General features: G+C 32.9%; 26 protein-coding genes. 18 read left to right on the top strand and 8 right to left on the bottom strand.

What is annotated here, in order from left to right; translation table 11 throughout:
- Positions 1-32: 32 nt before the first annotated feature.
- Positions 33-878, top strand: coding sequence for a mechanosensitive ion channel family protein (locus tag C8C83_RS26135; protein WP_121325687.1), 846 nt, complete (start codon positions 33-35; stop codon positions 876-878).
- Between the two features lie 78 nt (positions 879-956).
- Here C8C83_RS26135 and C8C83_RS26140 read toward each other — a convergent pair whose 3' ends face one another.
- Entirely contained in the window at positions 957-1,649 is a 693-nt protein-coding gene (locus tag C8C83_RS26140; RefSeq protein WP_121329882.1) for a hypothetical protein, read from the bottom strand.
- Between the two features lie 305 nt (positions 1,650-1,954).
- Here C8C83_RS26140 and C8C83_RS26145 point away from each other — a divergent pair, with 305 nt between their 5' ends.
- From C8C83_RS26145 to C8C83_RS26170, 6 genes are all read left to right on the top strand, one after another.
- Positions 1,955-2,947 (top strand): alpha/beta hydrolase, encoded by a 993-nt coding sequence (locus C8C83_RS26145; RefSeq protein ID WP_121325688.1) that lies wholly within the window; start codon positions 1,955-1,957, stop codon positions 2,945-2,947.
- A 166-nt stretch (positions 2,948-3,113) separates the two neighbouring features.
- Entirely contained in the window at positions 3,114-3,503 is a 390-nt protein-coding gene (locus tag C8C83_RS26150) for a DUF1398 family protein (RefSeq protein WP_121325689.1), read from the top strand.
- A gap of 37 nt (positions 3,504-3,540) precedes the next feature.
- A complete protein-coding gene (locus C8C83_RS26155) occupies positions 3,541-4,395 on the top strand; it encodes a ThuA domain-containing protein (protein ID WP_121325690.1) in 855 nt (284 codons plus the stop codon).
- 11 nt (positions 4,396-4,406) lie between these two features.
- A complete protein-coding gene (locus C8C83_RS26160) occupies positions 4,407-5,261 on the top strand; it encodes a sulfurtransferase (RefSeq protein WP_121325691.1) in 855 nt (284 codons plus the stop codon).
- Positions 5,262-5,393: 132 nt separating this feature from the next.
- Positions 5,394-6,635: an ATP-binding cassette domain-containing protein gene (locus tag C8C83_RS26165; RefSeq protein ID WP_121329883.1), complete on the top strand. Its 1,242-nt coding sequence runs from the start codon at positions 5,394-5,396 to the stop codon at positions 6,633-6,635.
- A 9-nt stretch (positions 6,636-6,644) separates the two neighbouring features.
- The gene (locus C8C83_RS26170; protein WP_121325692.1) at positions 6,645-7,259 is read left to right on the top strand and encodes a hypothetical protein; all 615 of its coding nucleotides are present in this window, start codon (positions 6,645-6,647) and stop codon (positions 7,257-7,259) included.
- Between the two features lie 332 nt (positions 7,260-7,591).
- Here C8C83_RS26170 and C8C83_RS26175 read toward each other — a convergent pair whose 3' ends face one another.
- Positions 7,592-8,635: an RluA family pseudouridine synthase gene (locus C8C83_RS26175; RefSeq protein WP_121325693.1), complete on the bottom strand. Its 1,044-nt coding sequence runs from the start codon at positions 8,633-8,635 to the stop codon at positions 7,592-7,594.
- On the bottom strand, positions 8,625-9,248 hold the full coding sequence (locus C8C83_RS26180; RefSeq protein WP_121325694.1) for a PASTA domain-containing protein: 624 nt from the start codon (positions 9,246-9,248) through the stop codon (positions 8,625-8,627). The genes C8C83_RS26175 and C8C83_RS26180 overlap by 11 nt, the downstream gene beginning before the upstream one ends.
- Positions 9,249-9,689: 441 nt before the next feature.
- Between C8C83_RS26180 and C8C83_RS26185 the strand changes: the two genes are divergently transcribed.
- From C8C83_RS26185 to C8C83_RS26200, 5 genes are all read left to right on the top strand, one after another.
- Complete coding sequence (locus C8C83_RS26185) at positions 9,690-10,661, top strand: D-alanine--D-alanine ligase (protein WP_121325695.1); 972 nt, start codon at positions 9,690-9,692, stop codon at positions 10,659-10,661.
- A 246-nt stretch (positions 10,662-10,907) separates the two neighbouring features.
- Entirely contained in the window at positions 10,908-11,366 is a 459-nt protein-coding gene (coaD, locus tag C8C83_RS26190; RefSeq protein ID WP_055098044.1) for a pantetheine-phosphate adenylyltransferase, read from the top strand.
- A 42-nt stretch (positions 11,367-11,408) separates the two neighbouring features.
- Positions 11,409-11,993, top strand: coding sequence for a zeta toxin family protein (locus tag C8C83_RS26195; RefSeq protein ID WP_121325696.1), 585 nt, complete (start codon positions 11,409-11,411; stop codon positions 11,991-11,993).
- A complete protein-coding gene (locus C8C83_RS27315) occupies positions 11,980-12,126 on the top strand; it encodes a hypothetical protein (protein WP_165877256.1) in 147 nt (48 codons plus the stop codon). Before C8C83_RS26195 ends, C8C83_RS27315 begins: the two co-directional genes overlap by 14 nt.
- A gap of 94 nt (positions 12,127-12,220) precedes the next feature.
- Complete coding sequence (locus C8C83_RS26200) at positions 12,221-12,799, top strand: alkylphosphonate utilization protein (protein ID WP_121325697.1); 579 nt, start codon at positions 12,221-12,223, stop codon at positions 12,797-12,799.
- Positions 12,800-12,960: 161 nt separating this feature from the next.
- Here the strand turns inward: C8C83_RS26200 and C8C83_RS26205 are convergent, their stop codons facing one another.
- From C8C83_RS26205 to C8C83_RS26220, 4 genes are all read right to left on the bottom strand, one after another.
- Positions 12,961-13,407 (bottom strand): hypothetical protein, encoded by a 447-nt coding sequence (locus C8C83_RS26205; RefSeq protein ID WP_121325698.1) that lies wholly within the window; start codon positions 13,405-13,407, stop codon positions 12,961-12,963.
- 346 nt (positions 13,408-13,753) lie between these two features.
- Positions 13,754-15,103 carry a DEAD/DEAH box helicase gene (locus tag C8C83_RS26210; RefSeq protein ID WP_121325699.1) on the bottom strand — a complete coding sequence of 450 codons (1,350 nt, stop codon included), beginning with the start codon at positions 15,101-15,103 and terminating at the stop codon, positions 13,754-13,756.
- Between the two features lie 209 nt (positions 15,104-15,312).
- Complete coding sequence (locus C8C83_RS26215; protein WP_132011971.1) at positions 15,313-16,194, bottom strand: dihydrodipicolinate synthase family protein; 882 nt, start codon at positions 16,192-16,194, stop codon at positions 15,313-15,315.
- Positions 16,195-16,211: 17 nt separating this feature from the next.
- Positions 16,212-16,670, bottom strand: a complete 459-nt coding sequence (locus tag C8C83_RS26220) for a cupin domain-containing protein (protein WP_121325700.1) — start codon at positions 16,668-16,670, stop codon at positions 16,212-16,214.
- 100 nt (positions 16,671-16,770) lie between these two features.
- On the opposite strand from C8C83_RS26220, the gene C8C83_RS26225 reads away from it, so the two are divergent.
- From C8C83_RS26225 to C8C83_RS26250, 6 genes are all read left to right on the top strand, one after another.
- Positions 16,771-18,183: a PLP-dependent aminotransferase family protein gene (locus C8C83_RS26225; RefSeq protein ID WP_121325701.1), complete on the top strand. Its 1,413-nt coding sequence runs from the start codon at positions 16,771-16,773 to the stop codon at positions 18,181-18,183.
- A gap of 255 nt (positions 18,184-18,438) precedes the next feature.
- On the top strand, positions 18,439-20,166 hold the full coding sequence (locus C8C83_RS26230) for a M14 family metallopeptidase (RefSeq protein WP_121325702.1): 1,728 nt from the start codon (positions 18,439-18,441) through the stop codon (positions 20,164-20,166).
- Positions 20,167-20,637: 471 nt separating this feature from the next.
- Positions 20,638-22,071, top strand: a complete 1,434-nt coding sequence (locus tag C8C83_RS26235; RefSeq protein WP_121325703.1) for a hypothetical protein — start codon at positions 20,638-20,640, stop codon at positions 22,069-22,071.
- A 27-nt stretch (positions 22,072-22,098) separates the two neighbouring features.
- The gene (locus C8C83_RS26240; RefSeq protein ID WP_121325704.1) at positions 22,099-22,602 is read left to right on the top strand and encodes a hypothetical protein; all 504 of its coding nucleotides are present in this window, start codon (positions 22,099-22,101) and stop codon (positions 22,600-22,602) included.
- Positions 22,603-22,780: 178 nt separating this feature from the next.
- Positions 22,781-23,125: a cyclic-phosphate processing receiver domain-containing protein gene (locus C8C83_RS26245; RefSeq protein WP_121325705.1), complete on the top strand. Its 345-nt coding sequence runs from the start codon at positions 22,781-22,783 to the stop codon at positions 23,123-23,125.
- A 78-nt stretch (positions 23,126-23,203) separates the two neighbouring features.
- Positions 23,204-23,755 (top strand): DUF4738 domain-containing protein, encoded by a 552-nt coding sequence (locus C8C83_RS26250; RefSeq protein ID WP_121325706.1) that lies wholly within the window; start codon positions 23,204-23,206, stop codon positions 23,753-23,755.
- 647 nt (positions 23,756-24,402) lie between these two features.
- On the opposite strand, the gene C8C83_RS26255 is transcribed toward C8C83_RS26250, so the two are convergent.
- Positions 24,403-24,807: a helix-turn-helix transcriptional regulator gene (locus C8C83_RS26255; protein WP_121325707.1), complete on the bottom strand. Its 405-nt coding sequence runs from the start codon at positions 24,805-24,807 to the stop codon at positions 24,403-24,405.
- Positions 24,808-25,061: the final 254 nt, after the last annotated feature.

The following is a 25,061-nucleotide window of genomic DNA, read 5'->3' on the forward strand; positions in this document are numbered from 1 at the left end:
TATGTTTTTTGGATTTTTTAAATTCAAAACTCATGATCGATTACCTAAAAGACTTTAGAATAGTTATCATTATCGCTATAATTGGGCTTGTAACAATTATTTTGGGCGCTGTTACAGACAAATTACTTCGCTATTTTTTGTATCGAAAACTAACCGATAAAGAATATGATGTAACAGGATTTAGATTTCTAAAGCATTTAATTATAACCATAATTTACATTTTAGGTATTGCATTTGCATTAATCCAAATTCCCGAATTCAAAGTTATCGGTCATTCCTTTTTAGCAGGTGCGGGCGTTATTTCGTTAGTAGCAGGTTTAGCTTCTCAACAAGCTTTGAGTAATATTGTAAGCGGAATTTTTCTGGTTATTTTTAAACCATTCCGAATCAACGATAAAATTACAATCAATAATTTTGTAGGTACAGTCGAAGATATTAATTTGAGACAAGTCGTTTTGAAAGATGCCGAAAACAACCGAATCATAATTCCTAATTCTGTAATAAGCAATCAGATTATTGTAAACACCAATATGCACGATACCAAATGCTGCAAAATCATTGAAATTGGAATTGGTTATGAATCTAATGTTGAAAAAGCATTAGAAATCATGCAGGAAGAAATTGCCAAACATCCGCTTTTTATTGATACCAGAACCGCCGAAAGTAAAAAAGAAAAAACACCTTTGGTTGTAGCAAGAGTTGTCGCACTCGCAGATTCTAGCGTAAACTTAAAAGCATGGGCTTGGGCCAAAAACTCAACAGATGGTTTTGTGATGTATTGCGATTTATTACAAAGTATTAAAAAACGTTTTGACGAAGCTAAAATCGATATACCGTATCCGCAAAGGGTCGTAACGATTAAGAACACTGAAAACTAAATCTACAAATTAAACACAATAGACAATAATTTATAATCCGCCAAAATCAGCTTAATCAGTAAAATCCGTGGGCAATTACTACTGAAATTTCAAACCAAAATTCACTTTATCAAAAGTAGTGCTGCAAGAAACCGCAAATCTGCCAATATTTAGTGTTCCAAAAATACCACCAACTCCTTGTCCGGAATAAAATCCGCCAGCCGAAAATCTATCGACCTGATATTTTAGTGCAATATCATTGACTCTGCTGCTCAATTGCCCAAAAGCAATTATATGAGGGATAATTTCGTAACTCGCAAAAACTTTTGGAACCAGTTTTTTATAGTAATCAAAACTCTCATCAGTTTCATAATCAACACTTGTAGAATGCAAGTTCTCTAAGCTTGCGCCTACATAAGTATTTTCACCAAAGTGATATGAAACACTAAATCCAGTAAAAGTTCCCTGATAATCGCTCCGTGAATCAACATAACCAATACCAATTGTCGCTCTGAACTTATCACAGATTTTTCCAATATAACCTATATAAGTCCGATCGATTGCAGATTTATCAATTCCCGCTCCTAGAATAATATCTTCGTCGCACATATCAAATGCGTACTGAAAATAAGAGGAATATTCATCTTTATTGGCAGCAACAACGCTCCTGCCTTTATCAAGATCAATATTGGGAGATATTAAAGTAGAATTTATAACAGCAAAATCAAATGTATTCACTTCCTGAGCAAACATGGGCGCTGTTAGTAAGAGTAAAAGTATAGTTTTTTTCATAATACCAGTTTTAGCATACAACATTCTTACTCTAATTTACAGACTAATTTCCTGTTAATAAAAGAAGTTCTTTGAAGTACAGCATTACTCGTTAAAAAGCAACATTTTCACAATCAGTGTCTTACGGGGTATTAAATTTACAAAATATTATGCTCCATTTCGTTAAAAATCAATAATAATTAATTGTAAACAGCTCTAAAACCCCTTCTTTTCAGATTTTCTGATAACTTTAAGACCCTATTTTTTGCATTTATAGATGCTTAACGGTAATTTTATAATCCTGTAAATCCAAAATCTGCCCGAAAATGAAAATTATAAAGTTAATACTCCTATTATTTCCCGTTTTCTGTTTTTCTCAAGAAGTAAAAATCAAATCATTAGATATTAATCTTAGTAATTATGAATATCCATTTCCTGTAAAGTTTTTAGAATTGAACAATCAACGCCAATATCTAAAAATGGCTTATATGGATATTATTCCGCAGAATTACAACAATAAAAACATCGTTTTACTTCATGGCAAAAATTTCAACGGAGCTTATTGGGAAACTACTATAAAAGCTTTGAGCGCTGAAGGATTTCGTGTTATTGTTCCGGATCAGATAGGATTTGGAAAATCGTCAAAACCAGATAACTTTCAATACACATTTCAGCAGCTTGCAGAAAACACTAAGAAATTATTAGATCATTTAGGAATTGAAAAAACAACTATTCTCGGTCATTCTATGGGCGGAATGTTAGCCACCAGATTTGTATTAATGTATCCTGAAACTACCGAAAAATTAGTACTCGAAAACCCAATTGGACTTGAAGACTGGAAACTAGTTGTTCCCTACAAATCCGTTGATTGGTGGTATGAATCTGAATTAAAACAAAACTATCAGAACATAAAAACCTATCAGATGAACAATTATTATGATGGTAAATGGAATGCTGATTTCCAAAAATGGGCTGAACTTGGCGCAGGTTGGACAACTGCTCCTGATTATGATCGCGTTGCCTGGAACTCGGCGCTTTTGTATGATATGATTTTTACACAGCCGGTTTTATATGAATTTAAAAACATAAAAAGTCCAACGCTTTTAATCATCGGAACAAGAGATAAAACGGCTTTAGGAAAACCATTAGTTTCTGAAGAAGTTCGAAAAACAATGGGAAATTATTTAGAACTTGGTAAAAAGACACAAAAAGCGATTCCGAATTCAAAATTAGTAGAAGTTCCAAATACCGGACATTTGCCACATATTGAATCTTTCGATCAATTTATAAAACCATTAATTGTATTTTTGAAACAGTAATAACATGATCTTTTGCCACGAAAATAATTTATTTTTTTTCGCCACGAATTTCACGAATCAACACGAATTTTTTATTCGTATTCATTTAAAATATCAATTCGTGCTAATTCGTGAAATTCGTGGCAACATTTTTTAATTCAATAATCTTAATCTAAAACTAAAATATATGTTTACACTAGAACAAATCAAAGAAGCGCATTCGAAAGTACAAAGCGGTGCAGATTTCCCAAATTATATACAAGACCTAATCATTTTGGGCGTTAAAGGTTACGACACATTTGTAAATAATGGTAATGTCGAATATTATGGCGTAAATAATTACACCGTTTCTGCAGAGGAAAGATATCCCGAAATTGAAGTTGCTCCTCTTGCCAATAAAGAACGTTTTATCGAATTTTTAGTAATGCACCAAAGCGGACAAACGGATTATCTGACCTTTTGCAATCATGCAGCGCAATGTGGTATTGCAAAATGGAGAGTTGATATTATCGAAATGACTTGTACATATTATGACAAATCCGGAAATGAAATTTTGATCGAGAAAATTCCTGATTAATCATAAAAAAAATAACTAGCCAACCAAACCACATTCAATGTCAATTTTTAGTCAAAAAACTTATTTTATTACTATAAAAAGCATCTTGATAGTACTTTTTTTAAGTTGTTTTTTGGGATATTCTCAGCAGAAAAAAAGTAAATCTAAGTTTAAAGTAATTGCTTTTTATACCGCAAAAAATGACCAGGCACATATAAGCTTTGTTCACGAAGCGAATAAATGGTTTCCTAAAATTGCCGAAGAAAATCATTTTGAATATGATTCTACCAACAATTGGGATAATCTAAACGCTAAATTCCTGGCAAAATACCAAGTTGTTTTATTTTTGGATACAAGACCCGAAACACCTAGTCAGCAAGAAGCTTTTCAGAAATATATGGAAAATGGCGGAGGTTTTATAGGATTTCATTTTTCGGCTTTTGCCTTAAACGATTCTGATTATCCACAAAACTGGAATTGGTACCACAATACTTTTTTAGGTTCCGGTGAATACGGAAGCAATACCTGGCGACCAACATCGGCCGTTTTGCGAGTAGAAAATCAACATCCAGTTACGAAAAATATTCCTAAAACATTTTCATCAGCACCAAACGAATGGTATAGATGGACGAACGATCTTACTAAAAATCCGGACATTAAAATTCTTTTGGCAATCGACGAAAGCAGTTTTCCACTAGGAACCGGACCAAAAGAGCATGAAATCTGGCGTAGTGGCTATTATCCTGTCGTTTGGACCAATAAAAACTATAAAATGCTCTACGTAAATATGGGACATAACGATATTGATTACGAACATGGAACCAACAAAACACTTTCGTATACATTTGAAAACAAAGTACAAAGCCAATTAATTTTGAATGCGTTGCTTTGGTTAGGAAATTCTAAAAAATAAAATTAATAAAGATGTCAAAACTTTCTCCACTTATAAATCCTGAAGAATTATTAAAACTAAAAAATACTTCTGAATTTATTTTAATTGACGCCAGAGCCGGAATCAATGCCGAAGAAAATTACAAAAACGAACATTTAAAAGGTGCCCGATATATAGATTTGAATCGGGATTTGGCAACAGTAGAAAATGATCCAGCAAACGGAGGAAGGCATCCTTTGCCTTCTTTCGAAAAATTTTCCGCAGTGCTTTCAAAACTCGGAATCTCCCCTTCTAGTCATGTTATTATTTATGACGATAAAAACGGGTCGAATTCCGCAGCCAGATTTTGGTGGATGTTACGCGCGATTGGTCATGAAAAAGTTCAGGTTTTGAATGGAGGTTTGCAAGCGGCAATAAAAGCAGACTATCCAATAAGTTCAGAAAGTGAGATTTTTGATGCAAGTGAAAATTATCCAATATCAGAATGGAAATTACTTCTAGCTGATATCGATGAAGTCGAAAAAGCACGAAATAACGATCAAAATATTGTAATTGATGTCAGAGATAAAAATCGTTTTGATGGCTTAACAGAACCGCTTGATTTAATTGCCGGACATATTCCGGGTGCAATAAATGTTCCGTTTAGCGAAAATTTAAATGAAGATGGATTTTATAAATCAGCTGAAGTTTTAGCAGAAAAATATTCTGAGATTATAAACGACAAAAATCCTGAAAATGTAATTGTTCATTGCGGTTCTGGCGTTACAGCTTGTCACACATTATTAGCGATGGATTATGCAGGGATTTCGATTCCAAAACTTTATGTAGGTTCCTGGAGCGAATGGTCACGAAACGATCGCGAATTGGCAACAAAAGAAAACAAATAAACTTGGCAAAACATTACTAAAAGCAATGTTTGCCTAAAGCATTTTTTGCCACAGATTAAAAGATTTAAAAAAGATTAATCACTATAATCTGTGAAATCAGTGGCAGAAAAAAAACAACTAAATACATTTAAAATGCAGCATTGGGACATACTTTTATCGAATCAGGTAAATAAAAAAGCTTTTATTGATACTTTACTTTCAGGTCAAGCCAAAGGAGAATTGGCCGTTTTTAATAACCAGAAAGGAATTCTGTTTTCAGATATTGCCATTGAAAAATTCATCGAAAAAGAATATCAATATGACATTGTAGAAGCTTCTCCGGAATCACACAGACAATTAAGAACTTTCTCATCTGGAGAACGCAAAAAAGAATTTCTGAAATACTGCATCAATCAAAACCCTGATTTCATAATTTTTGATAATCCGTTTGATCATTTAGATCAGGCTTCACGAGTAGTTTTAGCACAATCACTAGAGAAACTTACCGACAATATTGCGATTATTCAATTGCTTAATCGTACTGTTGATGTTTTAGAATTTGTTCCGAATAAAGCCCAAATCAAAGATAATTCCTTTGAATTACATCCGCTTTTAAAAACCGAAAACCATTTTAAAACCTTAAATACTTCAGCAATTCCAAAAGCGATTGAACCGCATTCCTTTCACGAAAGTGTATTAATCAAAATGGACAATGTTTCTGTAAGTTATGACGATCGAAAAATTATAGATCAAATTTCGTGGACGATAAAACAAGGCGAATTCTGGCAATTAATCGGTCCGAATGGTTCGGGAAAAAGCACCATTCTATCTTTAATTACTGGCGATAATCCAAAAGGATTTGGTCAGGATTTATTTTTATTCGGAAGAAAAAAAGGAACCGGAGAAAGCGTTTGGGATATCAAAAAACAAATCGGAATCTTCGCCACTTCTATGACAGATTTATTCCAAAAAGGACATACTTTAGAACAAATGATTCTATCCGGATTTTTTGATTCTATTGGATTGTATAACGAACCAACTACTTTACAAAAGCAAAATGTAGCGCAATGGCTTGAAGTTGTTGAAATGACAAGTTTAAGAAAAAAACGTTTTATTGATCTTTCAATTGGTCAGCAAAGAGTTGCGTTGATTGTTCGTGCCGTCTTAAAACATCCGCCATTATTAATTCTCGACGAACCCGTAGAAGGTTTGGACGACGAAAATGTAGATTTGGTAATTCAGCTTATCAATACCATTAAACAGGAAACTAATGTGAGTATTTTGTACGTTTCACATCGTATAGAATCCGGGCTTGCTCCTACTTCGGTTTTTGAACTTTTACCAAATCCAACAGGATCTATCGGTAAAATTAAATACCATTCTGAGTTAAATTAAAACACAAAAATGAAAATTAAATATATCGCATTATTAGCATTATCGCTAATAATCACTTCGTGTTCCAGCACAATTTCTACAACGAAAAAAGAATATAAAATAAGCGAAACAAATCCATTAAAAAAAGATTGGAATTTCGAATCAAAAGAATGGTTTCTTAAAAAAGATACCTTACAAGGAAATGGAGGTCCAATGCATTGGGGAGTCATAGAATCTAAAAAACAGCTTCCTAAAAACTATGAAATCGACTTTAAAGTAAACATGACCAAAGAATCTTTGTTTGAGGTTATGCTGAATATTAGTAAAAATAAATACATCAGAACTTATCTATATCAAATAGACCAAAATATTGTAATTGGCGACGGAACTTACAATAAAAATAGCGATGAATACGGAAAACGAGGCGGACCAACTGTGTCTAAAAAGACAATGAAACTAGAAAACAACAAATGGTATTCAGTCAAAATCAGAGTTTCAAACAATCAATTATACTTTTCAGTTGATAACGAAACTTTTCTGGAATGTTCTCTTGAAAAAACCAATCTAAGCCAACAAGGTAAACTAGGTTTCTTAACCAACGGAGAAGCAAAAATTATTGATTTAACGATTAAAACTCTTCAATAAAAAAAGAAAATCTTGACAGTTTAATCAAAACAGTAATTAGAAAAATCCGTTTTTCTCAGTGTTTTCGCTTTAGCGAATCAGTAAAATCAGTGTCCAATTTTGACGCGGATAAAACAGATTTACTTCGTAAAAACGCAGATAAAAACGGATTTTGTTTTCTAAAAGCTTAACTTAATGACATTCGCTACGTTTCCCAAGGTTGAAACCTCGGGCTATGTTGAAATATGATAAAACAAAAAAGCTCCTAAAAGGAGCTTTTTTGTTTATACGAGAAAATCTTTTTTCTATTTTCTTTATTCTATAATCTAAAATCTAATCTCTAAAATCTAAAATTAATTCTCGTCATCTTCCATATTATGCGATTTTCCGTAATTGCGCCATTTCTCGATGCAATCCTGAAAATCCTGAGGTAATTCTGTATCAAAACGCATCATTTCACCCGTATTAGGATGTACAAAACCAAGCGTTTTAGCATGCAAAGCCTGACGCGGTAAAGCTTTAAAGCAATTCTCAATAAATTGTTTGTATTTTGTAAACGTCGTTCCCTTCAAAATCAAATGTCCTCCGTAACGTTCGTCATTAAACAACGGATGACCAATATGTTTCATGTGAGCACGAATTTGATGTGTTCTTCCGGTTTCTAATTTACAAGAAATCAAAGTTACATAACCAAAGCGTTCTAAAACTTTATAATGCGTAATCGCAGGTTTCCCAATTTCAGGATCCGCAAAAACCGCCATTTGCATACGATCTTTTAAGTGTCTTGCTAGATTTCCTTCGATTGTTCCTTCTTCTTCGGCAACATTTCCCCAAACAAGAGCAATATACTCACGTTCAGAAGTTTTAGCTTCAAATTGTTTTGCCAAATGTGTCATTGCAGCTTCCGTTTTGGCAACCACCAAAAGTCCGGATGTATCCTTGTCAATTCGGTGAACTAAACCTGGGCGTTCACTACTATTCATTGGCAAATTATCAAAATGATGCGCCAATGCATTTACCAAAGTCCCCGTATAATTTCCGTGTCCGGGATGTACAACCATTCCCGGCTCTTTGTTAATCAACAACAAAGCATCATCTTCATAGACAATATTCAACGGAAGATCTTCCGGAAGAATATGATTTTCAAACGGAGGATGTGACAACATAACTGTCACTACATCAAATGGTTTAACCTTATAATTTGACTTTACCGGAATATCATTTACGAAGATATTCCCTTCAGTTGCAGCGTTCTGAATTTTGTTACGCGTAGCATTCTGAATCAAATTCATTAAATATTTATCAATACGTAAAAGCGCTTGACCTTTAGGGACTTCAAATCTAAAATGTTCGAATAATTCGTCTTCCAGATCTAAATTTTCAATATTATTGTTCATCTTTTGGGGTTTCCGTAGTTGGCGCAGCTAAACTATCTGTGGCCTGACTTTCATCTACATAAGTTGCTTTTCCGTCACCTAAAACCAAGTCGATTTTAGAAGCCTTCAGCACGCGATCTCCTACTTTTAAGTTTCTACCTTTATAACGCATTTCTAAAACCATATCTTTTCCAAGATTCGGAATATAAGTAATCGTTCCCGCTTCAAGCCCTAAAGCTTTCAAAGTTGGAACTGCTTCGCGATATGTTTTTTCGATTAAATCAGGAATTTTAACAGATGAAAATCCTGATGCATTAATTTTAATATATATTTTTCTTCCTACTTTTACCATCGTTCCTGGCAACGGATCTTGCTCAACAACACTGTATTTAGGAAATTCACTTCGGTAATCAACACTATCCAAAAGCACATAATCAAGGTCCAAATCGTCCAATTTTGCCTCAACTTGTTCCTCAGTCAATTTAGACAAATTCGGAACGGCAATTTCATGACCATGATCAGTTGTAAAAGTCAACCAATGCATAAACAAATAACCTAAAACGGCAATTATAGCAGCCGCACTTAATACTTGCACAAAAAATACTCGGCTAGTTAAATACTTACGTAAACTCATAAATTTATTTTTATTAGAGGCAAAGATAAAGCTATTTCGTTTCAAAAAAAATGATAATTTTGTTTTAAACAAGAAACTGTTCCGATTGTCATCCTGAGCGAAGTCGAAGGATAATTTTCAGGAGCTATTTCCCGCTGTCCACTGTATCTTTTTATTTTTAAAGAAAAAATAAAAAGGATGCCGCTCCCATCAGGGCTAGGGCTTTAGGTTTCATAAGAAGGTTTTTCTTTTTATAAGACCTCGTTTTGTCAGACTGAGCGGAGTCGAAGTCCCGCAAAGTGATTCAGCAAACGTGACTTCGACTCCACTCAGTCTGACAAAAAAGAGAACAAGATTACAAAGAAGACCTGAAACCTGACTCGAGACTGAAAGTCAAACAGGCGAAGCAAACAAATAAACGATTAAACAAATACACAAAATAAACGATTAAACATCAAATCAATGAAAAACATAGCCATCATCATGGGCGGATATTCAAGTGAATATAAAATTTCTCTTATCAGCGGAAACGTTGTTTACCAATATCTGGACAAAACAAAATACAACGGATTCCGTATTCATATCTTTAAAGAAAAATGGGTTTATGTAGATGCAAATGATGCGGAATTTCCAATTGACAAAAATGATTTTTCCGTTACAGTAAATGGAGAAAGAATCACTTTCGATTGTGTTTTCAATGCCATACACGGAACTCCGGGAGAAGATGGTTTAATGCAGGCTTATTTTGAATTATTAGGTATTCCGCAATCATCTTGCGATTATTACCAAGCAGCATTGACATTCAATAAACGTGATTTATTATCGGTTTTAAAACCATACGGAATCAAAACGGCAATTTCTTATTACCTAAATAAAGGAGATGTAATCAATACTGAAGAAATCGTTAAAAAAGTAGGTTTGCCATGTTTCGTAAAACCAAACAAAGCCGGATCAAGTTTCGGAATCTCAAAAGTAAAAACTGAGGCTGAATTGCCTATCGCAATTGAAGTTGCCTACAAAGAAGACAATGAAATTATCATTGAAAGTTTCCTTGACGGAACAGAAGTTTCAGTTGGAGTAATCAATTACAAAGGCGAAATTAAAGTTTTACCAATTACAGAAATCGTTTCAGACAATGATTTCTTTGATTATGAAGCCAAATACGAAGGAAAGTCACAAGAAATTACACCAGCAAGAATTTCAGATGAACTGACACAAAAAGTTAGCGAAACTGCAAAAAGAGCTTACGAAGTTTTAAAAATGAAAGGTTTCTCAAGAAGCGAATTCATCATCGTAAACAACGAACCGCACATGTTGGAAATGAATACAATTCCGGGATTAACAACCGAAAGTTTGATTCCGCAACAAGCCAAAGCAGCCGGAATATCGCTGGAAGATTTATTCACCAATGCGATTGAGTTGGCTTTAGTTTAAAGCTACTAAGGTTCTGAGATTCTAAGTTACTAAGATCTCAGAACCTTTTTTTGAACCCAATATTGTCAGACTGAGCGAAGTCGGAGTCCCGCAACAAGATAATAGACTTAACTGACACTAAAAACGTTATTTCTCGTGTGATTTCTCCTCCGTCGAAATGACAAAAAAACTAAAAACTAAACTTTTTTAAGACGCAAAGAAACCTCAGAAACTTAGTGCCTTAGAACCTTAGAACCTCAAAAAAAGATGCGAAAAGCCATATTTCCGGGATCATTTGACCCAATTACTTTAGGACACGAAGACATTATCAAAAGAGGAATTCCTTTATTTGATGAAATTGTAATTGCTATTGGTGTCAATGCCGAAAAAAAATATATGTTTTCACTCGAAGAAAGAAAACGCTTCATTGAAGAAACTTTCAAAGACGAGCCAAAAATTTCGGTTATCACTTATGAAGGTCTAACAATTGATCTAGCCAAAAAACTAAAAGCAAACTTCATTTTAAGAGGTTTACGCAATCCCGCCGATTTCGAATTCGAAAAAGCCATTGCTCACACCAACAGAAAACTATCTAAAATAGAAACCGTATTTTTATTAACAGCCGCAAGCACATCATTTATTAGTTCAAGCATTGTTCGTGATGTATTACGTCATGGAGGCGAATATGAAATGTTGGTTCCTGATGCGGTTAGGGTGAAGAAGTAAACAAATTCATTTTACAATATCAATTAACTACCTTTGTCTTAAATGAATAAAAATCTTTATATAATCGCAGGTTGTAACGGAGCTGGAAAAACTACTGCTTCTTTTACAATTTTACCAGAAATTCTAAATTGTAAAGAATTTGTAAATGCTGATGAAATAGCAAAAGGTTTGTCTCCATTTCAACCCGAAAGAGTTTCATTTGAAGCAGGAAGAATAATGCTCAATAGAATAAATGAACTTTTTATTTTGAACGAAGATTTTGCTTTTGAAACTACTTTAGCAACTAAAAGTTACAAATCAAAAGTAATTACAGCACAAAAAAAAGATTACACAGTTACTCTTCTTTTCTTTTGGTTACAAAACGTTGATTTAGCAATTGAAAGAGTCAAAACAAGAGTTTCTGAAGGTGGTCATAATATCGAAAAAGATGTTATTCGAAGAAGATACAGAAATGGAATAAAAAACTTATTTGAAATTTATCTTTCAATAGTGGATGAAGCAATGATTTTTGATAATTCGGCTGGAAAACCCGAATTGATTGCCGAAAAAACTTTGGACACTGACCTGAATATTTTAAATGATATAAAATTCAATCTACTAAAAAAATATTATCATGAAAACTCATAAAAGAACAGAAAACCAAACAAAAATTCTGGAAGGAATGGACAAAGTTTATGATAAATTAATCGAATTCAAAAAGAAAATGAATAGCGAATTAGTTGTTCTTAAAGATGGTAAAATAGTCCGAATCAAGCCTTAATAAACATTACTTTTTTCTATTATCACCCAAAACATAAACTTGCAAGCGAAGCAAATTATAAGTAAATTCGCATTTTTAAAATAAAAATCAAATAATGAGCATCGAAAGAGAATTAAACAAACGTAGCGGATCTAAATGCGAACTTTGTGGAGCTGAGGAAAATCTAAAAGTACACCAAGTATTACCAACTCAAAAAGGCGGACTTGACGAAAGTATAATGGCGTGCAGTACATGCGTTGATCAAATTGAAAACCCGGACAATGTCGATTTAAATCACTGGAGATGTCTTAACGACAGCATGTGGAATGAAAACGTTGCCGTACAAGTTGTAGCCTGGAGAATGTTAAGCCGTTTGCGTGCCGCAGGATGGCCGCAGGAATTACTTGACATGATGTATTTAGACGAAGATACTCTAGCATGGGCACAAGCAACTGGCGAAGGCGAAGATGACGAAAACAAAATTATTCACCGTGACAGTAACGGAGTAATTTTAGAACACGGAGATTCTGTTGTTTTAATTAAAGATTTAAAAGTAAAAGGTTCCAGCATGGTTGCCAAACAAGGAACTGCTGTTCGTAACATCCGTTTAGACCACGAAAACGCCGAATATATTGAAGGAAAAGTAGATGGTCAGCAAATTGTGATTATCACGCAATATGTAAAGAAAATATAGTTTTCTTTAAGGTGCTAAGGTTCTGAGATACTAAGATTCTAAGTTTTTTCTAACCTTTGTCAAAGGTCAAAAACTTGAAACAAAATTCTTCAAACCTAAAACAAAACAAAAAAGGCTATTCAAATCTGAATAGCCTTTTTTAGTTTTATATTTAAAGTAAATTATTTTTGGAATAATTTATTAATCTGATCTTTTACAAATGGCTCAGAAACACTGCTTGTTGCAGAAGAAGCATCTTTAGATCCAACCATAAACTGAACTGTAGCTTTCTCAGGAATAACACTTCCTGTGTAGTGCAACCAAATATAATTATTAGGTAATTCTAATTTGATATCGTATAATGGATTTGCAGTAAAACCATTTACAATAATGCTATAAAGATTAGAATAATCATTATTAACATTTTTAAATGTAAACTTTCTCAAAGAAGAAGATTCATCATCATTTTGAATACTTGTGTAGTATACAGTATACTCATCTCCAATTTTCTGAATATAGTTGTTATTTACTTTTCCTAATTTTTCAACTGGTACAGTTTCAATAACTTTAATTTGTGCAAAAGACACAACACTAAACAACAAAATAGCAATCGTAATAATTCTTTTCATAATTAATTTGGGGTTTATTATTTACCACCACAAGAAACGTAGAATTTATGATAAATTAAAACCTTAATCATTAATTTATCAACATTCAATTAAGATTGTTGTTCAAAATTAGCCTAAGCACAACAAAACAAGCAATCAAAATATTGAAATTCAATAAATTAAATAGAATTTAACACATCAAATTGAATACGAGAAAGACTTAAATTTACCATTGAAAAAGTGCAAAAACGTATCGAAATTAACGAAATTTTACTACAAATCTTCCTTCTAAATACTATCTAAGTTTACAATTTTAACCAAAATTCACGACAAAAACGATAAGTCAAAGAAAAACGGGAACAAAAAACTATTTTTCCTCCTCTTTCTTTACCACTTTTCTGGCAACTTCAATTTTGAATTTCTTGCCTTTCATTTTTTCGTCTTTGACGTTTTTAAGCAAGTCTTTTACTTTATTGAATTTTACCGCTGCAAATGAAATAAAATCCTTTACTTCGATTAAACCTAAATCCCCTTTTTCTAATTTTCCTTTTTGAGAAAAGAAACCAACGATATCAATTTTATTCAATTTTGTTTTCTTTCCACCACTTATATATATAGTTTGATATTCTGGTGGTTTTGGTAAAGTTGTAGCATTATCAACTTTCAGAACTTCCATTCCGTAGTCAATATAATCCAGTTGTTTTTCACTTTCGTGAATGATAATATAAGCGGTTCCAGAAGCTTGCATACGCGCTGTACGACCGTTACGATGCGTAAATTCGTCTTCTTTTAAAGGTAAATGATAATGAATAACGTGTTTCATTTCCGGAATATCCAAACCACGAGCCGCCAAATCAGTTGTGATTAAGTAACTCATACTTCCGTTTCTAAACTGAATCAAAGCACGCTCACGTTCGTCCTGATCCATTCCGCCATGATAATAAGTTGCGTAAATACCTTTTTCGTTTAAGGTATCACTAATTCTTTCTGCAGCATCACGATGATTACAAAAAATAATAGCCGATTGTGATTTCAACGAACAAATCAAATTGAATAAACTTTCTAATTTATCCTTGCTCGGCGAAACAACCATTTTCATCGAAAGATTTGCTTTTTCTTCTTCTTCAGGAATAAAATCCAAAACCGTAGGATTAACAACTCTTGTATATCTTGGAATCTCGATATCTGAAGTTGCCGAAACCAAAACACGTTTGTTCAGCTTCGTTAATTTGCCAATGATATAAGACATTTGCTCATGAAAGCCCAATTGCAATGACTTATCAAATTCATCCAAAATCAAAGTCTGGATTTTGTCTGTGCGAAAAGTATCTCTGTCAATATGATCTGCAATTCTTCCCGGAGTTCCAATTAAAACAGCAGGCGGATTACTCAGATTCTTGATTTCAGTATCAATAGAGTGACCTCCGTAGCAAATATTTACTTTGTATTGCGTTCCCATTTTTTTCCAAACCTGCTCAATTTGCAAACCTAATTCGCGTGAAGGCACTAAAATTAAACATTGAACCGAAAGAATCTCAGGTTGTAATAATTCTAAAACAGGCAGTAAAAAAGCCAATGTTTTTCCAGATCCTGTCGGAGAAAGTAATAAAACATTGTTATCGTTTAAAATAGCATCCTGCGCTACTTCTTGCATTTCGTTTAGGCTCTCAATTCCTAAATTCGAAAGTATATTGTTGGAATGGTGTTTTTTATTCATTTTGCAAAAGTAGTCAAAAAAAATGTTTCACGTTTCAGGTTTCAAGTTGAAATGAGAATAGAGCAACTTTGACATTTAACCGCAAAGTTGCAAAGTTTTTTTATTTTTGATTCTGTTGAAAAACGCAAAGGACACAAAGCTATGTTTTATATACTTTGCGAACTTTGCGTAAATCTTTGCCCCTTTGCGGTAAAAATCTCAATACATTATTATCCTATCTCCTTTAAAATCAATTTAAATTCAGCTATTTCAACTTCTGTCAGCGGTTTTAACGGACTTCTTAAAAAACCTCCTTCAATTCCCTGAATTTCCAGACCGGCTTTAATTGCTCTTGGCAAACCTTTAGTTACAATAAACTTTAAAAGATTCAATTGTTTATAAAACACCTTTTGAGCTTCATCCAAATCATTATTTTGAATTGCATTATACAAATCCAGATTCAGCTTGGGAATTAAATTTGGCGCTGCCGTACACCAACCTGAAGCTCCCGCAGAAAATGCTGCCAATGCCAGCGGATTTGAACCATTATAAAATGCAACATCATCGCCTAATTCTCTTCTTAAATAATGCATTCTTTGTACATCTCCCGTACTTTCTTTGATCATCGTGACATTCGGGATTTCCAGAAGTCGTTTCAACAAAGCCGGAGACATATCTACTCCGCCGGTTGCAGGATTATTATACGCCATTATAGGAATCGAAATTTCTTTGGCAACAGCATTATAATGTGCTACAATTTCATCATCTGTGAGTTTCCAATAGCTCATCGGAATAATCATTACAGCGTTTGCGCCCGCTTTCTCTGCAAATTTTGCGTGATAAATTGTTTTCTCTGTTGTTAAATTTGACACACCAACCAAAACCGGAACTCTACCGTTAACTTGTTCGATTGTTGCTTTTACAATTGCCTCTTTTTCTTCGTCTGTCAAATATGGCATTACGCCCGTACTTCCTAACGGCGCTACGGCATGAGAACCGGAAACAATCAATCTTTCTAATAATGTTTTGTACAATTTAATATCAACTTTTTCTTCTTTATCAAATGGAGTAATTGGATAAGCAATAATGCCTTTAAATAGGTTATTTTTCATTTTGTTTTCAGTTTAAATTAAAGATCTCTCCCCTCTTCTTCTCTCAATGCAACGCCTAAATTTTGAAGTTGAGGCGCATTTTCACAAGCAATATATTTAGCCGATTCTGAACTGCTTAAATTCTGATGTCTGTGCCAAGCCCAACTCGGGATATAAACAGCGTCTCCTGCCTTCCACTCTACTTTTACATCTTCAACTTCCGTATATCCATGTCCTTCGATTACATAAATAACGGTTTCATAAGTATGGCGATGTCTATTCGTCAGTTGATCCGGAAGCAAACCACCAATAGTCATACTCACATTTTTACTTGGAAGATCGACGAAGAAAACGGGATGTTTTCGCTCTGTCGAAAATTGATTGTGTACTCCGGCTTGCTCTACATTTTTGTGAATTAATTTTTCCGGCATTACAAAAGTTGGTCTGGCAAAAGTTTCATGAAAGTCTTTTGATGAAAATTGTTTTTTAGTTTCCATAAGTTTTAAAAATTTTAATTTTTCGCAGTATTGCTCTCCAAAATTATTTTAACTTTGGACTACTCAGCTAACACAGTTTTCACATAAATAAATAGTCCAGATGTTAAGACCTTGGAAATTAGAGATTCAATTAAATACCAGTTCTGATAAAGCAATTTACCTACAAATTGCCGATGCCATTATTGACGCCATAAAAACCGGAATACTCAACAGCGGAAATGCTTTACCCGGAAGCCGTCAACTTGCCGAATTACTAAAAGTGAACCGAAATACAGTTATCGAAGCGCTCGATGTTCTAATCGCCGAAGGTTGGCTAATCACAATGGAAAGAAAAGGAACTTTCGTTGCCGACATTTTACCAATTGCTTCCAAAAGCGCAAAGCAACAACAAAAAACAAATCATGCTAAAGAAGAACCAAAACCTTTAATTGTTTTTGATGATGGAATTCCCGACAGCCGAATTGCTCCAATGAACGAGTTAGCCAGAGCTTACAGACAGATTTTTAATCGGAAATCACGCTGGCAAATTATGGGTTATAGTACTGAATTTGGAAATCTGGAATTCAGAAAAGCTATTGTTCAGATGCTAAATTTTAAAAGAGGAATGAATATTACTCCAGACGAAATTTGCATTACACGCGGAAGCCAAATGGCGATGTATTTGACCGCGAGTTGTTTATTATCGAAAGGAGATTATGTAATAGTTGAAAATCCCGGATATAAACCTGCTTGGGAAACTTTTGAAAATGCAGGTGCAAAATTACTTCCGATAAATGTCGATAAAGACGGTTTACAAATAGATGAAGTTGAGGAATATTTGAAGAAATTCAACAATATAAAAGCAATTTATGTAACGCCTCATCATCAATTTCCAACAACTGTCACGCTGAGTTTAAAAAGAAGATTGAAACTTATAGAATTGTCCAATCAATATGGTTTTAAAATTATTGAAGATGATTATGATAATGAATTTCATTTTGGACAAAGACCAATTTTACCTATTTCGAGTTACAGCAACGCCAAAAACACGGTTTATATCGGAACTTTAAGCAAAATCGTTGCACCCGCATTGCGAATTGGATATTTGGTCAGTAATCCCGAAACTATTTTAAAAGTGGGCAAACACAGGAAAATGATCGATGTACAAGGCGATAATATTATGGAAGAAGCCGTTTTGCAACTCATAAACGAAGGCGAAATAAAAAGACATCTTAAAAGAACGACGCTTATTTATAAAACCAAACGAGATTATTTTGAAACCATTTGTACTAAATATCTAAAAGACAAAACCACTTTTATAAAACCCGAAGGAGGTTTGGCTTTTTGGATTGTTCCAAATTCAGATGTCGATATTTTTGAAATTGCTGATAAACTTATCCTAAAAGGAATCAAGATAATGACTCCTGAAAAATTCAGTTTTAATGAACCAATATCGGGATTCAGACTTGGTTATGCTTCTCTAACCGAAAAACAAATAGAAGAAGGTATTATTGAGATTTCTAAATATTTATAATTTGTTTCAGGTTTCAGGTTTCAGGTTTAAATACTGGATGATTTTACCGCAAAGTCGCAAAGATTTACGCAAAGTTCGCAAAGCTATATTTATAAAGCTTTGCGAACTTTGCGTTTGTAAACACAATCAACTACAAAAAAACTTTGCGCCTTTGCGGTAAAAATCTGCACAAAGTATAATCGCATTTCAACTTGAAACTTGAAACCTGAAACAAATAAAACTTTATATTTGATTTTTCTATTAAAAACCCAAACCATGAGACTTTTCACAATTGTCATTTCACTTTTCACAATCACGCTTTTCGCTCAAAACAATAAAAAATACGATACTTTTTTTGAAAAAGGAAACGGAAACCAATCCGCTTCGTATGAAGAAACAATCAAGTATTACAAGCTTTTAGCCAATGATTTTCCGACGATTCAAATCAAAGAAATGGGTTTAACAGATTCTGGTGAACCTCTGCATATGGTGGTTTATAATCCGGAAAAGGAATTTGATTTCGATAAAATTCAGAAAAATAAAGCGGTACTTTTTATTAATAACGGAATCCATGCCGGAGAACCTGACGGAATCGACGCTACAATGCAATTCTACAGAGATCTGGCAATTGGAAAGCTAAAAGCGCCAAAAAATACGGTTTTAGTAACTATTCCGGTTTACAATATTGGAGGCGCTTTAAACCGAAATTCGACTACGAGAGCGAATCAGGATGGTCCGGAAATTTACGGTTTTAGAGGAAACGCGAGAAACTACGATTTGAATCGCGATTTGATGAAATCAGATACTCGAAATACAAAAAGTTTTGTTGAAATTTTTCAGAAAATAAATCCTGATGTTTTTATTGATAATCACGTAAGTAACGGATCTGATTATCAATACAAACTTACCTATATTATGACACAACACAATAAATTAGGAACTGTTTTGGGCGATTTTATGAATACCGAAATGATGCCAGCTTTGGTCAAAGATTTACAACAAAAGAAAATCGAAACTACGCCTTATGTCGATTCTTTTAAAGATACTCCTGACAAAGGTTTTGGGCAGTTTGTAGACAGTCCGAGATATACAACAGGTTATACTTCGTTGTTTAATACCATTGGTTTTGTGGTTGAAACACATATGCTGAAAAAATATGCCGAACGCGTAAAAATGACGTATGAATACACCAAATCGACTTTGGATTTTACAGACGCTAATTACCAGAAAATCAAAGAATTTCGAGTTAAAAATCTGGAACAATATCAGCCTAAAAAGCCTTACACTTTAAAATGGGAATTAGATAGCACAAAAGCAACTAAATTTACATTTTTGGGATATGAAGCCGGATACAAAAAAAGTGAAGCCACAACAGGAAATCGTTTGTATTATGACCGAAGCAAACCGTATAAAAAAGACGTTCCTTATATTAAAGAATTCAAATCGCAAAAAGATGTTGTTATTCCGTCTGCTTATATCATTCCGCGTGGTTATTGGAATATTATTGACCTTTTAAAGAATAATAACATTGCTTATTCTCAGCTTAAAAATGATACTATTATTGAAGTTGAAAGCTATAAAATTGCCGATTATAAAACAGTTCCAAATGCTTACGAAGGACATTATTTGCATTACAACACAAGCATAAATTCTAAAATTGTAAAAATAGCTTTCGCCAAAGGTGATTATCTGGTTTCAACAAATCAAAAAGGAGTCAAATATTTAGTTGAAGCTTTTGAACCTGAAGGTGTTGATTCTTTCTTTAACTGGAATTTCTTCGATCCAATTTTACAGCAAAAAGAACATTATTCTGAATATATTTTTGAAGATACAGCCGCAAAACTTCTAAAGGATAATCCAGCTTTAAAAGCCGAATTAGAAGCTAAAAAACAATCTGATGCTGAATTTGCTAAAAATGCTGCAGCACAATTAGATTGGATTTACAAACATTCGGTTTATTATGAAAAGGCGCATTTACAATATCCTGTTTATCGTGTTTTGTAAATAGGACAGATTTAACCGCAAAGTTCACAAGTTTTTTTGATTTTTGATTGTGTTGAAAAACGCTAAGATCGCAAAGCTGATCGTAGAAAATCTTTTGTCAAAGTTTTTCACAGTTTGTCATTTCGACGAAAGAGAAATCACACTAGAAACTCCGCAATCAAAATCGCCAATCTTTGTCGAATTACGCGTGTGATTTCTCCTTCGTCGAAATGACAATCATTGTGTTATTTTGGGTAAAACTAAAGTTCTTTACAGCCTTGGTTTTAAACTTTGACAAAGATTAAGTTTACTATTCCTTTACGTCTTCACGTAATATTGTGTTAGTTAAATCATTTACATTTGAAAAAGTAATTAATCACAAAGCTGTTTGCTAAAATCTTTGTCAAAGTTTTGAACTTTGACAAAGATCGATAACGCAACGAAATAGTTAATTACATTCAGAAAAACTATCACTAATTAAAACATACTAAAATGGGGATTTTTGACTTCTTAAAGAAAAATAAAAAAACTGAAATACCAGAAATTGAAGAAAATCCAGTTTCTACAATTAAACACAGCGGAAAATCCCTGAATGAAATATATGCTGAGAAACTAAATAATGTAAGTCCTAATAATCAAGACAACGTATTTGATTTTATCAAAATTTACAGTGAATATATCGTTCGGTTTATGGGCATGCAAATGCAGGATAATTATGCTCCAATTGCAGCTTATGAAAAAGCAAATGGCGAAATAATAGGTTATCTATATATCGCAAAAGACATGAGCTATAATCGTTCAAGTGAAGAAGTGATTTCGGATATGGAAATTGAATTTGAAAAAAGACTCAGCGAAAAAACAATAAAATCTTATACCATCTTTTACCATTCCAGGTTTAAAGATGATAATGACCACGGAATTGCTAAGAAAAATGGCGACTTTAATGCCATATCTATAAAATATAAAACATCAGATTTAAGTGGATTTGCAGGTTTGAGATATTCATTTGAAGATGATTATATTGGTTTTCAAGGTATTTCCGGTTTTTCGCCAGAACAAAATAATTTCATATTAAATACGCAATTAAAAGAAGATAAAGATTATTTTCAGGAGAGAGTAATCATCGAATCACCAATTATTGAAAATGAAATTGGATTAAAAATCAAAAAAGTCAATAATGGAAGCGTTGGCGATATGTGGGCAGGAATTTTTGGCTTTGACCGATTAAGTGGTGAAGACGGCAAAAAATTCCTCATTCATAATGCTGCCTTGGTTTTTATTCAGGAAACAGTAAAATCAAACGATGCCGTTTTAATTACTGAGATGAACTTCGATAATATTATTTTTAGAGGTGTCAAAACAACTAATGACGAAACCCGTACAACTTACCCTTTACTTAAAACTGACATTTTTATTGATGTCGAAAATAAGCAAATAAACGAATGGGAAAATATAAATAATCTTGAAGCGGTTATTACAGGAAATGGAAGAGATACTTTTGGACTGACTTATTTTGCAACAGATTATGCTATAAATAGAGAAAAATATAAGACCAATAAAAAACTAGACATTGAGTTAAGCGGGTTAATTTATCATTTAGAGATTTCTGATATTTCAGAATCAAATACTCCGGATGGTCCAAATTTTAGCGAAAATTTTACGATGTACATGCCTAGTAAGGAAATGTCTGAATTTGGCTGTTTTGATTTTATAGGTTTACTCGAAGACTTTAGAGAAATTGAGGTAATGGACAATAAAAAATCAGAAGGTTATATTTTGAAAGTAAAACTGATAACAAACGAAGATTATCCTGATTTCTTTACAATTGAAATGTTTGTAAATAAAGAAAATATGAATTTTGAAAATCTTACAATCGGAATGCAATTAACGGGATTATTTCAATTGCAAGGACAAATTAAGGAATAAAAATCAAGCTTTAATTTCTAGTTAATTATGGATACTTCTTTTTATCTTGAAAATTTTCAAAAATCAGCAGATCAACTTGATCAAAAGCTTCTGCACAAAAAATCAATTGACGTTTCAGTTGGGGTTTATTTGGATTCTGTTTTTATAAAACTGTATAAAAATTCCTGGACAAGTAATTCTCAGGAACCATTAACCGCCGAATCTAGAATTTTCTTTTCGGTTTGGGTTAACGATTCGACTTTGGAAAAGCAAAAAATCATGTACAACATTCACGCTTTGAAATTGAGAAAGTTAAAAGGTTATACAATTCAAAGCCGAAAATTTGCTGAGGTATTTAGAGCAAGTTTTAAAAATCATGAAAACAACTGGCAGAATGTTAGCGTAAATCATGGTCCTTTGACTTTGATGGAAGGCTGGATAAAATTTGATTTAAAAAATTTGCAGGAAGAGATTTTAAAACTTGCTAATAACTTTTTAGAAATAGAACATTTAATTGATGATACTCTTAATCAGTTTAAACCATTAAAGTAAAAAATGGTTTATAAATACTTATTTAACCGCAAAGTTCGCAAAGTTTTATTGCTTTTGATTGAGTTGAAAAACGCAGAGATCGCAAAGCTTTACGTAGAGAACTTTGTCAAAGTTTAAAACTTTGACAAAGTTGAAATATTAACAATTACCGTAATTACCGTCTAACGAAACATAAATAATGAAATACAAGCTTTTTCTTGATGATATTCGAGATGTACAAATGGTTTACAAAAACCTAACTGACGATGATTTTGTTATTGTTCGGAATTTTGATGATTTTAAAAAGGTTATAATCGAAAACGGACTTCCTGAATTGATTAGTTTTGACAATGATTTAGGATTAGATGAAAATGACAATATTGCCGAAGATGGTTACGCCGCTGCAAAATGGCTGGTTTATGAATCTGGACTTGATTTAGAAAATCTGAAATTCAATGTTCATTCCGCAAATCCAGTTGCAGCCCGACAAATTCAAAGTTTATTAGACAATTATATTAAGCATTTGAAAAATTTAAATGATTAAATAAATTAAAAAACTAAAAATCAACTCGAAACCTAAATCTGTCTCACAAATAATATTAAAAACTTTAAACCGAACTTAATGAAACAACTTCTAGCCATTGTAATTGCAGTGCTTTTTATTGCATGTAACTCAAAAAACAACAAAGAACCTGAAAAACTTCAGTTTCAGAAATTACCTCCAAAAGTTGCACAAACTGATACTGTGAAAATTTATCCGATGGAAAAAGCAACGGAAAAATTTGACACATTAATTACCAACAAAAACATTAAAATTTCTATTGTTCGCAGAGATTTAGACAGTTATGTTTTGCATGATTCCTGGGCTAATGACAAAAAATATACTGACAAATATAGAAATGCAGAAATTGCCTTGACGATAACGCAAAATGAAAAAGTAATATTAGATACAGTTTTTAAAAAAGAACAATTTGCCAAATCTCTTGGAAACGATTTTTTAAAAATTGCCATTTTTCATAATTATTGGTTTAAAAAAATCGATGAAAAAGGAATTGAATTTTTCGGAGTAATAACAGAACCTGAAACTGATAATACTTTAGATTTTAATCATTTTTATAATTTTAAAACTAAAAAATTAGAGTTTGCTATCGCTAAAGAAGAGGAAGAAGAATAGGTTATCTATTATCCTTTTTTGGTCTAGTAGCTACAGCGAGAATCTCGTTCTAGTCAATGTCATTTAGTAAAGGTGAAATTTAGAATATTTTAGCATAAATCTCTCGCAAAGGCGCAAAATCGCAAAGGTTTTGTCATTTCGACGGAGGAGAAATCTTCGTGAGAAGCTCGACAAAGATTGGATTCTCATTGTGGAGTTACTTGCGAAGATTTCTCCTCCGTCGAAATGACAAGATTATGTATAAGCATTTAGTCTTTTAGATATTATTTTTTATTTTCTAAAAACTATTTCGCTTACACTAGCAATAGAAAAAGGATTAAAAAACCCTGCTAGCGCGAGCGCAATGTCATTAAGTTAATGGAAAATCTACAAAATTACTTAATAGTTTAATCAAGAAAGTAATTAGAAAAATCCGTTTTTATCAGCGTTTTCGCTTTAGCGAATCAGTAAAATCAGTGTCTAATTTTGACGCGGATAAAACAGATTTACTTCGTAAAAACGCAGATAAAAACGGATTTTATTTTCTAAAAGCTTAACTTAATGACATTGCGCTCACGCTAGCCGCTTAGAAAAAAAACAAATAGCAAAAAAGCCTAATGAACATAAAAATTCATTAGGCTTTTCTTAAATTGTAACAAGAATAAAAACTATTTATCCTTTAATATTTTTTCTAAAAACTCAACTTTGTCTTTTTCTGCTTGAACTAAACGTTCGTAAAGTTTTTTATTTTCTTCTACTGATTCCATTAATTTATCTAGTGGATTGAAAGTACAATGATTGTTAAAAGTTCCTGCACTACTATCTGTAAAATTATTAAAATAGTTAATTGCGGCTTCGTCTGAAAAATTTTTAAGGGCTTCAACACTTACTCCCAAAGCTTTTGCTACATCAATAAGTTTTTCATCGCTTATCGTTTCGCTATTTTCAAGAGCAGAAATTGCTTGTTGGTTTGTACCTAAAGCTTGCGCCAAAGCTTCTTGCTTCATGTCACGAAGTTCACGAATTCGGCTAATTTTTCGCCCTATATGGTTTGATTTTGTAAGTGTGCTCATAATTCAAAGATAATGTTAAGGGTAATAACAAGCAATATATAAAAAACAAATTTTGCCGTGTACGATACAATCAAAATGATTTGTATCATAATAATCTATTACTTATTGTGTCCTAAACAAAAGTACGATTTTTGAGACGTGAAATAGTTAAAACTAAAAAATTAAATGAACACAAAATCTCAAAGTGCAGCTCCGCGTGAGGGATAGAAGCTAGCTACCGAAGTAGCGTGTATAGCCCGACAGCAGTTAAGAAA

Origin of the sequence: Flavobacterium sp. 90 (assembly GCF_004339525.1) — a bacterium.
In the GTDB taxonomy this organism is placed as follows: domain Bacteria; phylum Bacteroidota; class Bacteroidia; order Flavobacteriales; family Flavobacteriaceae; genus Flavobacterium.